Annotated in this window: 11 protein-coding genes and 1 pseudogene; 9 read left to right on the top strand and 3 right to left on the bottom strand. The window is 62.7% G+C overall.

The features are described from left to right. Positions 1–1488: 1488 nt before the first annotated feature. From B7Z66_15170 to B7Z66_15205, 8 genes are all read left to right on the top strand, one after another. A complete protein-coding gene (locus B7Z66_15170; GenBank protein OYV74807.1) occupies positions 1489–2544 on the top strand; it encodes a hypothetical protein in 1056 nt (351 codons plus the stop codon). A 341-nt stretch (positions 2545–2885) separates the two neighbouring features. Next, complete coding sequence (locus tag B7Z66_15175) at positions 2886–3293, top strand: hypothetical protein (GenBank protein OYV74808.1); 408 nt, start codon at positions 2886–2888, stop codon at positions 3291–3293. A gap of 107 nt (positions 3294–3400) precedes the next feature. Then, positions 3401–3613: an XRE family transcriptional regulator gene (locus B7Z66_15180; GenBank protein ID OYV74809.1), complete on the top strand. Its 213-nt coding sequence runs from the start codon at positions 3401–3403 to the stop codon at positions 3611–3613. A gap of 15 nt (positions 3614–3628) precedes the next feature. Continuing rightward, complete coding sequence (locus B7Z66_15185) at positions 3629–7282, top strand: hypothetical protein (protein ID OYV74810.1); 3654 nt, start codon at positions 3629–3631, stop codon at positions 7280–7282. Next, positions 7279–8142, top strand: coding sequence for a hypothetical protein (locus B7Z66_15190; GenBank protein OYV74811.1), 864 nt, complete (start codon positions 7279–7281; stop codon positions 8140–8142). Before B7Z66_15185 ends, B7Z66_15190 begins: the two co-directional genes overlap by 4 nt. Next, a complete protein-coding gene (locus B7Z66_15195; protein OYV74812.1) occupies positions 8139–9134 on the top strand; it encodes a hypothetical protein in 996 nt (331 codons plus the stop codon). Before B7Z66_15190 ends, B7Z66_15195 begins: the two co-directional genes overlap by 4 nt. Before the next feature lie 9 nt (positions 9135–9143). After that, the gene (locus tag B7Z66_15200) at positions 9144–12290 is read left to right on the top strand and encodes a restriction endonuclease subunit R (GenBank protein OYV74813.1); all 3147 of its coding nucleotides are present in this window, start codon (positions 9144–9146) and stop codon (positions 12288–12290) included. 10 nt (positions 12291–12300) lie between these two features. Next, on the top strand, positions 12301–13008 hold the full coding sequence (locus B7Z66_15205) for a metal-dependent hydrolase (GenBank protein OYV74814.1): 708 nt from the start codon (positions 12301–12303) through the stop codon (positions 13006–13008). Positions 13009–13240: 232 nt separating this feature from the next. Here the strand turns inward: B7Z66_15205 and B7Z66_15210 are convergent, their stop codons facing one another. From B7Z66_15210 to B7Z66_15220, 3 genes are all read right to left on the bottom strand, one after another. Then, positions 13241–13696 (bottom strand): hypothetical protein, encoded by a 456-nt coding sequence (locus B7Z66_15210; protein OYV74817.1) that lies wholly within the window; start codon positions 13694–13696, stop codon positions 13241–13243. Positions 13697–13761: 65 nt separating this feature from the next. Next, positions 13762–13905 (bottom strand): hypothetical protein, encoded by a 144-nt coding sequence (locus tag B7Z66_15215; GenBank protein ID OYV74815.1) that lies wholly within the window; start codon positions 13903–13905, stop codon positions 13762–13764. Further along, entirely contained in the window at positions 13906–14181 is a 276-nt protein-coding gene (locus tag B7Z66_15220) for a hypothetical protein (GenBank protein OYV74816.1), read from the bottom strand. A 508-nt stretch (positions 14182–14689) separates the two neighbouring features. Here B7Z66_15220 and B7Z66_15225 point away from each other — a divergent pair. Further along, positions 14690–14884, top strand: a pseudogene (locus tag B7Z66_15225) (hypothetical protein).

The raw sequence follows: 14884 nt of genomic DNA on the forward strand, positions 1-14884 counted from the left end.
GGATCTCTCGGCTTTGAATCAGTAGTTTGCAGTTTCAAGTTGCGACGAAGGGTGTTCAAAAAGTAGGACGCTTCAATGAGACGGACCGTCCGGTCTGGCCGAGTAGCACGCATAGCCTGTGTGGCAGGTTCAAGATTGTAAAGCAGCCATTCGAACGAATGGCAGTTCTATGGGATCGGCGAGCGGCTGCAGTTTGCCGTAGGCGATCTCTGAGGCCTGGGGTGACCGCATCACTCGCGCAACCGGGTCGCGACCCATAACAGGAAGTCGCATCGCAGCTTTTGGGAGAACCGCCCCCTTGTCGGGGGCGGGTAAATCATCATCTCCTATGTCCTGATTTGCACATATCCCGGTTCATGTCCGGGCATCCTTTCACACGCAGTCATAGCGTCCTTCGCCCCGCCACCTTTTCAGCGGCGCATCCTGGGTTCGCTTACAGATCGAGGTTGCCAGCCCCTCTCTCGGCTCGTGCTGTTCACACGGGCTCCGCATGACGTTGCCGGAGTCAAGCTCCGGGGGTTACTACGACGCCTCCGTGCCCAGACCGGCGTACCGATCTGGTTACATCCCCGATTCACAAAGGCAGCCCTTGATGCATCACCCGATGCATCAGTTTGCTGCCGTGGGCTCTTACCCCACCATGATCGTATTCCAACGGCCACCCGGTGCCTCCTGTGCTATCGCTTTCCGTCCGGATTTGGATGCAGGTCGGTTTCCACCGACCTGCATGGTTTCAGGCTACGAAGTGTCACAGATCGCCTTACTACCCACGTACTCACCATAACTTCGAACGGAGGTTCCTCTCGTCACCATGGCCGCACGGCGCTGCCGTTACCGGCTTTTGATGCCCTGCTCTAAGCGCAGAGGGTTATAGGGAGCTACCCTTTATTCCCCTGCACCCGGGCATCTGCGCTGACGTCACGCGGACTCATCGAGCCCACGTCCCGCCCCGCATCCCGCGGTTCTCATGCCTGCTATCCAGGCGCACCACATTCGTGTTGCAGCAGTGAATACCACTAAGGCACCAACCGGGATATGAAGCCCGATATGCCTTCGTGCACCGATCGCGTGGACTCAACCACGGGTCACGCCGGCGACGTCCTGTCGCCTTGGCTCCCCGGGGCTGGTCCCCAAACCGGACAGGCGTCTTTCGATCGCATCCGGCTCTCCAGTGAACGCAGTCCGTACAGAGGTCGATGTCAGGGCTGGCAGCCCAGACCGGCGCGGGGGCGACCCGCGACGAGCCCTCTGTCGAACTGTGACCTGCGTGTGAAGGCAGGCAGCTGTTGCTTCCCGGGAGGAAGCATCTTGGCCCCCGGGAAACTCGTTCCTCATCTGATATAGCGAACCCTTTCGAAAAAGCGGCCCTGCCGCTTTTTTAAATCCACTCCCTATAAGGAGTGCTAACGCACGATTGTATTAGGAGTTTTTATGCCTTGTGACCCACCGTGGCTCCAGCCACTGCAGCGCACCCAACGAACCCTCGCGATGGGCGTGCATAAATTGGATCCGGCCGAGGTGCTGGCCCGTGAGACTTGGCGGCTCGCGGCGGCCTATCTCACCCAACGTTGGTTCCCACGCTCCGCCGATCTGGCCATCGGGGAGCTGATCCACCGGGGCTACCTCCATGCGGTTTGGTGGTACCCCATCCTTCAGCAGCGCTGCTATGGTACCTACCGTCCGAGCTGGTATCGCGGGACGCTGCTGACGTGGTTTCGCCGCAGCGCCTCGCAGGCGACCGGACAATGGTGGTATGCCATGCAGCGGATCGATGGCGCCGCCGACCCGGAGGCGGCGATTCGCCACGCCCGGGGGCTGCCGGGCGCCGGTAACGCGGCCTGGATTGGGGACTCCGTGGCGTTCCTGGCCGGTCTCGCAGCCACCGGCGGTCTCAAGAGCGTGATCGCCGAGTACATCGTCGATCTGCTCGCATTTCGGGACCGGGACGAGGCCTTCCAGAAGGCCTTCGATTACCGCGCGCTGCCGCATCAGCGACGGGTTCTCCGGGCGGCCAAACGCGGGACGGTGAGCTACCTTCGCCACGGCCGGATCATCCACCTCCTCGCCGATGCCCACCGCGTAGCGCGGGACGATTCTGGACGGTGCTGGACCGATCTTCGGGAGGCCTCCGTGCCGGTCCTGGACTACTGCATCCGGGCCTCCCGGGCGGATAAGGACACCACGTGGCGAGTGGGGGCCGCCCTGCAGGAGGAGGTGCTGACCATGGCCCGCGCCGCCATCAAGGCCATCGTAACTAGCAGCCGGCCGGCGCCGGCCCGACTGCAGGAGCTGCGCCGGTTTCTGTACGCCTTCGAGGCGACCCACCGGTACGCGACGGGGGCTCGGCAGCAGTTCATCGAGCTTTCCCGCTACGCAGCCAGCCAGTCCAAACGACGTCTGAAGGCGCAGCTGGGGCAGGGGATCGATAAGACGCTGCCGCGCCTGCGGGTCACCAATGCGCTCATCATGCCCAAACCCAATCCGTTCCTGGAGCCGCAGCAACGGGACGATTGGGAGCGCATATTCTTGCCGCGGCGATCCTAGCCCGATGGGATCTGGGAGTTCCGCCGTTGAACCGCTCGCGGGCTCTCTGGAGACCCGACCGCCTGAGTCAGGGTGCCGCGGTGTGGTTCCCCAAGTGATGGGTGGGCCACACCCCTCCGGGAGTGTCGCGGGTTGGCTTCGGGTGAGATGGAACGGTTCCCTTGGATCGGGGGGCTAATGACGCAATCCGATTTTGGCGTTATCCTTGAACCCGATTTCCGGCCGATGCCCTGCGGCTTGCACATCAAATAAGAATCCGTACGCTGGTCCCGCGGGCGCATTACCTTGCTGGTCCTCGGCCTGTGCGAATGATAACAAGATAGAGCCATAGTCAAAGCGGAATGAACCGCGCGGAGCGTATCTACCGGCTGCATGCCGTCCTCGGCAGGGGGCGGACCATCGCGATGCGCAGACTGATGGAGGAGCTGGACGCCTCCCGTGCCACGGTGGTACGGGATATCGCATACCTCCGTGACTTCATGGGTGCCCCCATCCGCTACGATCGCGAGCGTAACGGCTACGGGTACGAGCCCGACGCACCGGAGTTTCAGCTTCCCGGTCTATGGTTCAACGACAGCGAGCTCTACGCACTTCTTGCCAGCGAGCAGCTGCTGGACACCGTGCAGCCGGGACTTCTAGGTCCCTATATCGGCCCGCTTAAGGCGCGCATCCGCGGGTTGCTTGAGCAGAGCGGCCATACCGCGGATCTCGTGACCTCCCGCGTTGTGCTTTGGGTGCTGCTGAGGTAGTGGCCAGGGCGAGCGGGCGACCGCGGCGGCGCCAACAACCCCGTTTCAACTGTACTCCATGTGGTGTTATCCTAAATCGCAAATTGTAATCTGGGGTTGCCCCACCGATGATCCGCTGCCACCTCTCCCGTTTCATGGGCGAGCATAAGATGAAAATTATGGATGTCGCCCGCGAGACGGGGCTCAATCGCAATACGATCACCTTGCTCTACAAGGAGACCGCCCGGCGGGTCGATCTGGACGCCGTCGAGAAGCTTTGTCGGCTGTTCGACTGCGAGGTGGGGGAACTGTTCGAGCGGATCGACGAGCACCGCCGCTAAGGAGAGAGCACCCCCATGGCCCTGAAGAAATCCCAACTCTATAGTTCTCTCTGGCAGTCCTGCGACGAGCTGCGCGGCGGCATGGATGCCTCGCAGTACAAGGACTATGTCCTCACGCTGCTGTTCATGAAGTACGTGTCGGACAAGTACACCGGCCAGCCCGGCGCGCTCATCGAGGTGCCCGAAGGCGGCGGTTTCGCCGACATGGTCAAGCTCAAGGGCGACAAGGAGATCGGCGACAAGATCAACAAGATCATCGGGCGGCTGGCCGAGGCCAACGACCTGAAGGACGTCATCGGTCAGACGGATTTTAATGACGAAGGCAAGCTCGGCGCCGGCAAGGAGATGCAGGACCGCCTCTCCAAGCTCGTGGCCATCTTCGAGGGCCTCGATTTCCGGGCCAACCGCGCCGAGGGCGACGACCTGCTGGGCGACGCCTACGAATACCTGATGCGCCACTTCGCCACGGAGTCGGGCAAGAGCAAGGGCCAGTTCTACACCCCGGCCGAGGTCTCGCGCATCATCGCGCAGGTGATCGGCCTCGAACGGGCGGGCGAGCTGAAAGAGCCCACGGTCTACGACCCCACCTGCGGCTCGGGCTCGCTGTTGCTCAAGGCTGCCGACCAGGCCGCCACCGGCAAGCTCGCCCTCTACGGGCAGGAGATGGACCTCGCCACCTGGGCGCTGGCGCGCATGAACATGATCCTGCACGGCCACCCCACCGCCGATCTGCAGCGCGGCAACACGCTGGCCGCCCCGCACTTCAAGAACCGCGACGACACCCTCAGGACCTTCGACTTCGCCGTTGCCAATCCACCGTTCTCCTCCAAGGCCTGGTCCCACGGACTCGACCCCACCCACGACGCATTCGGCCGGTTCGAGTACGGCATTCCGCCGGCCAAGAATGGCGACTACGCCTTCCTCCTGCACCTCATCCGGTCGCTCAAGAGCACCGGAAAGGGGGCCATCATCCTGCCGCACGGCGTGCTGTTTCGCGGCAACAAGGAGGCCGACATCCGCCGCGAACTGGTCCGGCGCGGGTTCATGAAGGGCATCATCGGCCTGCCCGCCAACCTTTTCTACGGCACCGGCATTCCCGCCTGCATCGTGGTCATCGACAAGGAGCACGCCGCCACCCGCAGCGCCATCTTCATGATCGACGCCAGCAAGGGCTTCGTGAAGGACGGCAACAAGAACCGCCTGCGCGCGCAGGACATCCACAAGATCGTGGACGTGTTCCGTCGCCAGATCGAGGTGCCACGCTACGCGCGGATGGTGCCGGTGAGCGAGATCGCAAGCGAAGCCAACGACTACAACCTCAATCTCCCGCGCTACATCGATTCCAGCGAGCCGGAGGACCTGCACGACCTCGACGCGCATCTCAACGGCGGTATCCCCAACCGCGACCTCGATGCCCCCGAATGTGTATTAGCCGCCTACTGGCGAGTCTTTCCCGGCCTGCGCGAGGTGCTGTTCCGCGACCACGCCCGGCCGGGTTACAGCGAGGCACGCGTGGGCGCGCTGCAGGTCAAGCTTGCCATCCTTGGCCATCCCGAGTTCGTCGCCTACGCCGGGCGGGTCACCGCCATCGTCGAGGTCTGGTGCCAAGCGCATGTGGGCCGGCTCCAGGCGCTCAAGGTTGATGATCTGCCCCGGCAGGTCATCGACGCGTTGGCCGAGGACCTACTCGTACGCTTCGCCGACGTGCCCCTGCTCAGCCGCTACGACATCTACCAGCGCCTGATGGACTACTGGGCGGAGACGATGCAGGACGATGTCTACCTCATCGCCGCCGACGGCTGGGTCGAGGCCGCCAGGCCGCGCGGGATCGTTGACGACAAGGAACGCAAGATCAAGGAAACGCCGGACCTGACCCTCGGCCGCAAAAAGTACAGGATGGACCTCATCCCCCCGGCGCTCATCGTCGCGCGCTACTTCGCCGCGGATCAGACCGCACTCGACGACCTGCAAGCCCGGCAGGAAACCGCCGCGCGCGAGATGGAGGCGTTCGTCGAGGAACACAGCGGCGACGAAGGTCTGCTCAGCGACGCCGTAAGTGACAAGGGTAAGGTCACCAAGGCCAGTCTCAAGGCCCGACTGAACGAGATCGCACCCCGCAGGGTGGATAAGCGCAGCGCATCCACCACCCCGGAAGACGATGAAGAAATCGCCGCCCTCAAGCAATGCCAGCAGATCCTCGAGGCCGAAGCCGTTGCCAGCAAGGCCGTCAAGGATGCCCAGGCCGCGCTGGACGACAAGGTCTTCAGGCGCTACGCCAAGCTCACCGAGGCCGTGGGCATGAGCAGTGAAGCGATGCAGGTCAGGGATGCGTCAGGCGCTTATCGGGTGGAGATCGATCCCCTGAAGGAGCCTCTGGGATATAAACGGACCGAGGTGGGGGTGATTCCAGAGGATTGGATGGTGAAGAAGCTGGGTGACCTTGCTACTTTTCGGACCGGTCCATTCGGCAGCGCACTGCATAAGTCGGACTATATAGTTGGTGGAACTCCACTCATTAATCCGATGCATATCCTTGAGGGTGAGTTAGCCCCCGACCCAGAAACGTCAATATCTGCAGAGGCTGCTCGTCGACTTACAGTGTTTAGATTTAGGGTTGATGACATCGTTATCGGGCGTCGTGGTGATATGGGGCGTTGTGCTGTAGTTCGTCAGCTACATATTGGTTGGGTATGTGGAACGGGGTCCTTGATTATCCGTTGTGCTGGGAAAATAGATTCGGAGTTTCTTCAGCGTGTTCTTACAACTGAGCGAGTGATTGGCGCTATTGAGGACGCGTCCGTTGGATCAACAATGGCTAATTTAAATCAGGCAGCGTTGTTCAGCTTAAAAATTCAAGTCCCCCCGATGGAAGCGCAACGCGCCATCGCCGAAGCCTTGTCGGATGTGGATGGCCTGCTGGTGGCGCTGGACAAGCTCATCGCCAAAAAGCGTGCCATCAAACAGGCCGCCATGCAGCAACTCCTCACCGGCAAAACCCGCCTCCCAGGTTTCAGCGGGGCGTGGGAGACGAAGCGGTTGGGGGATCACGTCACATTTTTGCGAAATGGCGTCAATCCACGCGCCGAGCTGACTATGGATGCTCCGGTGAAATATTTGCATTACGGCGACATCCATACATCAAATGACGTCCGCTTGAACCCGCGTGTGACGGCGATGCCAAGTCTCCCCCAAGAACGTGCTCGCGCACTCGATCGTCTACAAGATGGCGACTTGGTGTTCGCTGATGCATCGGAGGATATGGATGGCGTTTGTAGGTCATTAGAAATTGAAGGCGTACCGGAGATTGAGGTTGTAGCAGGTCTCCACACGATTGCGGCCCGATTTGACAAGGCGATCCTTGCGAACGGCTTCAAAGCCTACTTGCAGTTTTGCCCTACTTTCCGAGAACAGATCAAACGGCTTGCTGCTGGCACAAAGGTTTACGCGACGCACCGATCACATATCGCCAGTGTCGAGATGCGACTGCCAGACGCCAAAGAACAAACCGCCATCGCCGCCGTCCTCTCCGACATGGACGCCGAAATCGCCGCCCTCGAAGCCCGCCGCGACAAGACCCGCGCCCTCAAACAGGGCATGATGCAGCAACTGCTTACCGGGCGTATCCGGCTGGTCGTACCGGAAGCCCCCGCATCGGAGGTCACGGCGTGAGCGCCCGCCCGACCTCGATCCGCATTTTTCTGGCCGACGGCTCACCGGAAGGCATCCGCATCGTCGACAAGTCCAACTGGGTCGGCCGTGCGGTCGTCTCCAGCCGCGCCCAGGCGGGCCAGGCCTTGCGGCGCGAGGAGTTGAGCCGTCCCGGCGTTTATCTGTTGTTAGGGCCTGGGGACGGCGGCGCGGAGCGGTTGTATGTGGGCGAGGCTGACATCTTGCGCGAGCGCTTGAAGCAGCACGCTACCCGCAAGGATTTTTGGACCCGCTTCGTGGCCTTCACCAGCAGCGACGAAAGCCTCAATAAGGCGGTGGTGCGGTATCTGGAGGCGCGCCTGATCGGGCTGGCCAAGGCGGCCAATCAGTGGGAACTGGATAATGGCGCCGAACCGTCGCAACCGCCATTATCGGAGGCGGACCGTGCCGATGCCGAGTGGTTCCTGGCGGAGATGCTGGTGATCTACCGCGTGCTCGGGATCGACGCCTTCGAAGCGGCGGCGGCTGACACCGCCGCGTCGGAAGCCTCGGATGAGCTGACCCTGTCCGCGCGCGGCGCGGAGGCGCGCGGACGCGAGGTTCGGGATGGTTTCATCGTGCTCGCGGGTTCACGCGCCCGCGCCAGCGAGACGGCTTCCATTCATGCCTATATGCGCGATCTGCGTGCGCAGCTTTGCGAACGCGGCGTCCTGGTGCCGGATGGCGCGCATCTGTTGTTCGCACAGGATTACCGCTTCCCGTCTTCGTCCACCGCGGCGGGGGTGCTGGTCGGCGGCGCCGCCAACGGACGTATGGCGTGGAAAAACCGGGACGGCCGGACGCTCAAGGCGATCCAGGACGCCCGCACGGACACCGCATGAACGACATCGTCATTTTTGAGTCTGACGCGCAGCCGGTCGAGGTTCGCCTGGAAGGCGAGACGGTCTGGTTGACGCAAAGGCAGATGGCCGAGTTGTTCGACAAGGATGTCCGGACGATCAACGAGCACGTCGGCAACGTGTTCTCCGAGGGGGAGTTGGAGGGGGAGGGAACTATCCGGAAATTCCGGATAGTTCGGCGGGAAGGCAATCGTGAGGTACGCCGCGACGTCGAGCACTACAACCTGGACGTCATCATCTCCGTGGGTTACCGGGTCAAGTCCCAGCGTGGCGTGCACTTCCGGCAGTGGGCCACCCGGGTGCTGCGCGAGCACCTGACCCGGGGCTACAGCCTCAGCGAGCATCGGCTGGCGCAACAGGGTTTGGCCGAACTGGAACAGGCCGTGGCACTACTCGGCTCGACCCTGACCCGGCAGGCACTGGTGTCCGACATCGGGCGCGAGGTGGTGGGGCTGATCCTGCGCTACGCCAAGACTTGGCGGCTGCTGCTGGATTACGACGAAGGCCGGCTGGGCACGCCGCCCGGCGCACGCCCGGCCCGGGGGGTGCTGGGTTATGACGCGGCGCGGCGGGCGCTGGATGCCCTGGCCGCTGAACTGAAAAGCCGGGGCGAGGCCGCCGAACTGTTCGCCCTGGAGCGGGGCGCGGGGCTGGCCGCGATCCTGGGCAACATCGAGCAGACGATGTTCGGCGAGCCGCTGTACAAGACCCGCGAGGAGCGCGCCGCCCATCTGCTGTATTTCGTCATCAAAAACCATCCGTTCACGGACGGCAACAAGCGCTCCGGCGCCTTCCTGTTCCTGCTGTACCTGCGCCAGGAGGGCATGCACCTGACGCTGGACGAAAACGGTCTGACGGCGCTGACGCTGTTGATCGCCGAGAGCGACCCAAAGGCCAAGGACCTGATGGTGCGGCTGGTGATGCACCTGCTCACCCAAGAGCATGACCGGGACCAGGGCGAAGTGCGGAATTAGGGAATCGTAATGAGCAGTGTCGGGCAGCGCGAAATCCTCACCCAGCGGCGCGTGATCGCGTTCTTCCGGGACGTGCTCGGCTACGCTTACCTTGGCCACTGGCAGGATCGCGAAGGCAACAGCAATGTCGAGGAAGACCTGCTGTCCCGCTGGCTCCGGCGCCAGGGCCACGGCGACAAGATCATCCAGAGGACCCTGTTCGAGCTGAACAAGGCCGCGGCGCTGGGCGGCAGCGCGACCCTTTACGACGCCAACCGCGCGGTGTACGGCCTGCTGCGCTACGGGGTGAAGGTGCGGCCCGAGGTGGGCGAGCGGACCGTGACCGTCTGGCTGGTGGATTGGGAGCATCCGGAAGACAACGACTTCGCCATCGCCGAGGAGGTGACGGTTTGCGGCGTCAATACCAAGCGCCCGGACCTCGTGCTCTATGTGAACGGCATTGCCCTCGGCGTGCTGGAGCTGAAGCGCTCCACCGTGTCGGTGACCGAGGGCATCCGCCAGCAATGGGACAGCCAGAAGAAGGAGTTCATCCGGCCGTTCTATACCACGGTGCAGCTCGTCCTGGCGGGCAATGACACCGAGGGGCTGCGCTATGCGGTCATCGAGACGCGGGAAAAATACTGGCTGCGCTGGAAGGAGTCCGAGGCCCATCCGGATGCCGGCGCCAATCCGCTGTTGCGCGCGCTGTCTCAGCTCTGCCGCAAGGCGCGGCTGCTCGAGATCGTCCACGATTTCATGGTGTTCGATGCGGGGAACAAGAAGACCTGCCGTCACAACCAGTACTTCGGGGTGCGGGCGGCGCAGGTGCGCGTACGGCGACGCGAGGGCGGCATCCTCTGGCATACCCAGGGCAGCGGCAAGTCGCTCATCATGGTGTGGCTCGCCAAATGGATCCGCGAGCATGTCGCCGATGCCCGCGTGCTGGTCATCACCGACCGCACCGAGCTGGACGAGCAGATCGAGAAGGTCTTCAAGGGGGTCAATGAGGGCATCTATCGCACCCGGAGCGGCGCCGACCTGGTGCGGGTGCTGAACACCGGTGAGGAGTGGCTGGTCTGTTCATTGATCCACAAGTTCGGCACCGGCGAGGAGATGAGCGAGAAGGACATCGAGACCTATGTCGAGGAGATCAAAAAGAGCCTGCCCAAGGGGTTCCGCGCCAAGGGCGATATCTACGTCTTCGTGGACGAGTGCCACCGCACACAGAGCGGCAAACTGCATGAGGCGATGAAGGCCCTGCTGCCGGAGACCATGCTGATTGGATTTACCGGCACGCCGCTGCTCAAGAGCGACAAGCGCCGCTCCATCGAGACCTTCGGGCCGTACATCCATACCTACAAGTACGACGAGGCGGTGCGCGACGGCGTGGTACTGGATCTTCGCTACGAGGCGCGCGACATCGACCAGAACATCACCTCACAGGAGAAGGTCGATCAGTGGTTCGATCTGAAGACCCGCGGACTGACCGATGTGGCCAAGGCGCAACTCAAGCAGCGCTGGGGAACGATGCAGAAGGTGCTCTCCGCCCGCGACCGGCTGGAGAAGATCGCCGCCGATATCCTGCTCGACATGGAGACGCGAGACCGCCTGCGCAGCGGGCACGGTAACGCCCTGCTGGTATCGGACAGCATCTACTCCGCCTGCCGCTTCTATGAGCTGTTCGACCGGACCGACCTCCAAGGCAAATGCGCCATCATCACCTCCTACCAGCCGCGACCGGCGGACATCAAGGGGGAGGACAGCGGCGAGGGACTGACCGAGAAGCTGCTGCAATACAACGTCTACCGCAAGATGCTGGCCGAACACTTCGATGAGCCGATCGATACGGCCATGTACAAGGTGGAGCAGTTCGAGCAAGAAATGAAGAGGCGCTTCATCGACGAGCCCGGGCGGGTGAAGCTCCTGATCGTGGTGGACAAGCTGCTGACCGGTTTCGACGCCCCGCCCGCGACCTACCTCTATATCGACAAACACATGCAGGACCATGGCCTGTTCCAGGCCATCTGCCGGGTCAACCGGCTGGACGGCGAGGACAAGGAATACGGCTATATCATCGACTACAAGGACCTGTTCCGCTCGCTGGAGCAGTCGATCAAGGACTACACTGGCGAGGCCTTCGCCGGCTACGACAAGGAAGACGTGGATGGCCTATTGAAGGACCGGCTGGGGCTGGCGCGCGAACGGCTGGAGGAGACCCGCGAGGCGATCAAGGCGCTGTGCGAGGCGGTGGCGCCGCCGTGCGATACGGCCGCCTATCTGCGCTATTTCTGCGCCGCCGAGAGCGGCAATGCGCAGGAACTCAAGGACCACGAGCCGAAGCGGGTGGCGCTGTACAAGATGGCGGGAGCGCTGCTGCGGGCCTATGCGAACCTCGCCAACGAGATGCCCGAGGCGGGTTATTCGGAGGACGAGATACGGGCGGTCCGGGCGGAGGTGGACCACTACGAGAAGGTCCGCGAGGAGGTCAAGCTCGCGAGCGGCGACTATGTCGACATGAAGGTGTACGAGCCGGCCATGCGCCACCTGCTCGATACCTACATCCGCGCCGAGGAAAGCGAAAAGCTCTCGGCCTTCGACGACCGGACGCTGGTGGAGCTGATCGTCGAGCGCGGCGCGGCGGCGGTCGAGGCACTTCCGGCGGGGCTGCGTAACAATCGGCAGGCGATGGCCGAGACCATCGAGAATAACGTCCGTCGGCTCATCATCGACGAGATGGCCGTGAACCCGAAGTACTATGAGCGGATGTCCGCGCTGCTCGACGCGCTGATCGAGCAGCGCCGCCAGGGCGCGCTGGACTACCGGGCCTATCTGGCCCAGATCGTCGCGCTGACCCGCCGGGTGAGACAGCCCGAGACCCGGGATTACCCGGTTCCCATCAACAGCCCCGCGCGCCGGGCCTTGTACGACAACCTAAAGCCGGTTGAGGGGTTGGAGGCCCGGGTGCGTCAAGAGGATATGGTCGCGGACCGTGAGCGGGATCTTGCCGCGACGACTGCCCTAGCGCTGGACCACGCGATCCGCGCCGTGAAGAAGGCGGACTGGCGCGGCAACCGTATCAAGGAGCGGGAAGTCCATCACGCGATCGCGTCGGTGATTCTCGATCAGCCGCTCGCCGCGACCCTATTCGAGATCGTAAAGGCCCAGCGTGACTACTGAACGCCAATATATGGAGATCGGCGGCATCCCCGTGGAGATCGTCCGCAAGGACATCAAGAACCTCCATGTCGGGGTCTACCCGCCCGCCGGGCGGGTGCGAGTGGCGGCGCCGTTGCGTCTGGATGACGAGGCGGTGCGTGTGGCCGTCTCCACCCGCCTGGCGTGGATACGGCGCCAGCAGGCGCGGTTTGGGCAGCAGGAGCGCCAATCACAGCGGGAAATGGTGACCGGAGAGAGCCACTACTTCCTGGGTTGGCGCTATCGTCTCGACGTGATCGAGCGCCAGGGGGCAGCGTCCGTCAGGCTGGTGAACAATACGACGCTGGAGTTGGGGGTACGCCCGGGGGCGGAGCGGGGCAGGCGCGAGGCGGTGCTGCAGGCGTGGTATCGCAGGCGGCTCCGGGAGATGGTCGGGCCGTTGCTCGCCAAGTGGGAACCCGAGCTGGGTGTGAGCGCCAGGCAGGTGGGTATCAAAAAGATGAAGACGCGCTGGGGCACCTGCAATGCGGATGCCCGGCGCATCTGGCTGAACCTGGAATTGGCCAAGAAGCCCGTTTCGTGCCTCGAGTACATCCTGGTGCACGAGCTGGTCCATTTCATCGAGCGCCGCCACGACGACCGGTTCCGGGAATGGATGGACAGGCTGATGCCCCAATGGCGCCTGCACCGCGAGGAGTTGAACCGGGCGCCGTTGATGCACGAGGATTGGGCATACTGAAGGGTAGGGGCCTCTGCCGGATTTCCCGGAGGTGCTTGTTGGGGGCATGGCCGACCCGACCCCAAACACAGCGACCGCATCGCGCTGTTGACCGCGCCATGTGGCGAGGGCGATACTGATCGCCTGTCATTGAACCACTTCTGTGGTACACCAGTCGCAATTTCAACAGTTATATCCTGTTGAAATAAAATGGAATAGTGGCGGAAAGCACGAACCCCGTCTCCCGGTCATATTATTGCCCCGGGAATCGCAGGTTGATGGTCACCGTGGGCCGCGAAGCCGCGTGATATCCGTCCTCCGCATCCCCGGAACGGCCCGCTATCTTGCCGCCCGTCGGCGCGCTCGCCCCGAACGCCCCGCCGCCCCAGCGCCAGATCACCGCCCCGCGGGCGTCGGTGGCGAGGCGCACGGTGCCGATCCCATCTGTGTGCAGGTAGGACACCCGGTCCCGGCCGTTCGGGCGGGTATCCTCGCCAGGCTCATCTCCGTTCGACGCGTGGCCGTATCCCGCTCGATCGATCTGTGCCACGGGAACTCGGTTGCGCCAGACGTAGTCACGGCGCACTTGGCCCTCGGCATTGGTCTCGCTCAGCAGCCGTCCCCGGGGGTCGTAGTGGTAGAGCGTCGTCCCGGCCTGCGTGCGCTTCTCGGTGCGCAGGCCGAAGGCGTTGTAGCGATACGTTGCGATCCATCGGTCGTCGTGGTCACGACGCCGTTAGGACCGACAATGGACAACGGCCGCCCATCCGGGTCTTAGGCCGTGACGCGCCAGACCTGATGCAGCGCATTCGTGATGGATGCGAGTTCGCCCTGGCTGTCGTAAGCAAAGCGGGTCACGTCATCCACGCTGGTGCGCGGCCCATCGACCTGCGTGGGCAACCCCAGGTGATTGTAAATTTACCGCGTGTCTTTCTTACATGATTGGTCAGAAGGATCCAGAGAACTCCTGCCCTTCTTGCGCGACGTGGCTAGCCACGCCGGGCCGGACCCCACCCACGCCGTATACCCGAACAAGTAAATCCAAAAGACAAACAACGGTACAATGATTATCCACTCCCACAACGGGCCATCCTGCTTCATTTGAAACGCACGGTAAACGGCTAAGAAGGGAGCACTTGCCAAGACCCAACACGCAGCCCTAAAAAGGGGCGAGACCTTGTTTGGCTCTAGCATCACTATATTCTGTCCTCCTACATTTGTTGGCTTTAGTCAGCGCCAAACCCCGACAAGCGCCCCATCCCCGCTTTTTGGGAGCCTCGCTGGCTTGGCAAGAAGTGCGCAGGCCATAGATCATCTGCAACCACCACCTTGCGCGTTTCGGTTGCTTCCACTACCCGGCGGCGAGATTGCATTGGCCGCCTCCGCAGCATGAAACCCCAAGGGGTTTTGCTTGCCATATAAGCGGATTGCTGGTACCCATTGAAGGGGACAGCGTTCGTATAACTTTATGAATTTACGTTGTAACTACTCACCCGTTTTTTGAATTATATCCGCCACCCCCCAGCCCGTTGAGTGTTTTATCTCTCGATTTACTTCCCGCGGAATTTATTGGTTTTTTCAATAGATCTGCGAACAGGGTGCTGGTCTGCAGGGCGCCATTTGGGCACTGTGCTACTCGGCCCAGTCGCGTTGAGCCAGCGCGCCGCGACAGCGGGGGACTCTGGGTTCGTGCCCCCCCTGCCGGTCGCCGACCACCCATGTGGCCAGTGGTCCTAACGAAGTGTGGTGCTGGGACATGACGTTTCTGCCGGCGACGGTGATCGGGCGCTGGTTCTACCTGTACCTGATCCTGGACCTGTACAGCCGCAAGATTGTCGGCTGGGAGATTCATGAGAGCGACGACTCCGAGCACGCCGCTCATCTGGTGCGCCGTACG

It is taken from the genome of Chromatiales bacterium 21-64-14 (genome assembly GCA_002255365.1).
Classification (GTDB): Bacteria; Pseudomonadota; Gammaproteobacteria; order 21-64-14; family 21-64-14; genus 21-64-14.

Bases quoted from the DNA above. Each gene is read 5' to 3' on its own strand.
- B7Z66_15170 (OYV74807.1), top strand. From the start codon at position 1,489: ATGGGCGTGCATAAATTGGATCCGGCCGAGGTGCTGGCCCGTGAGACT.
- B7Z66_15175 (OYV74808.1), top strand. From the start codon at position 2,886: ATGAACCGCGCGGAGCGTATCTACCGGCTGCATGCCGTCCTCGGCAGG.
- B7Z66_15180 (OYV74809.1), top strand. From the start codon at position 3,401: ATGATCCGCTGCCACCTCTCCCGTTTCATGGGCGAGCATAAGATGAAA.
- B7Z66_15185 (OYV74810.1), top strand. From the start codon at position 3,629: ATGGCCCTGAAGAAATCCCAACTCTATAGTTCTCTCTGGCAGTCCTGC.
- B7Z66_15195 (OYV74812.1), top strand. From the start codon at position 8,139: ATGAACGACATCGTCATTTTTGAGTCTGACGCGCAGCCGGTCGAGGTT.
- B7Z66_15200 (OYV74813.1), top strand. From the start codon at position 9,144: ATGAGCAGTGTCGGGCAGCGCGAAATCCTCACCCAGCGGCGCGTGATC.
- B7Z66_15205 (OYV74814.1), top strand. From the start codon at position 12,301: ATGGAGATCGGCGGCATCCCCGTGGAGATCGTCCGCAAGGACATCAAG.
- B7Z66_15220 (OYV74816.1), bottom strand. From the start codon at position 14,181: ATGCTAGAGCCAAACAAGGTCTCGCCCCTTTTTAGGGCTGCGTGTTGG.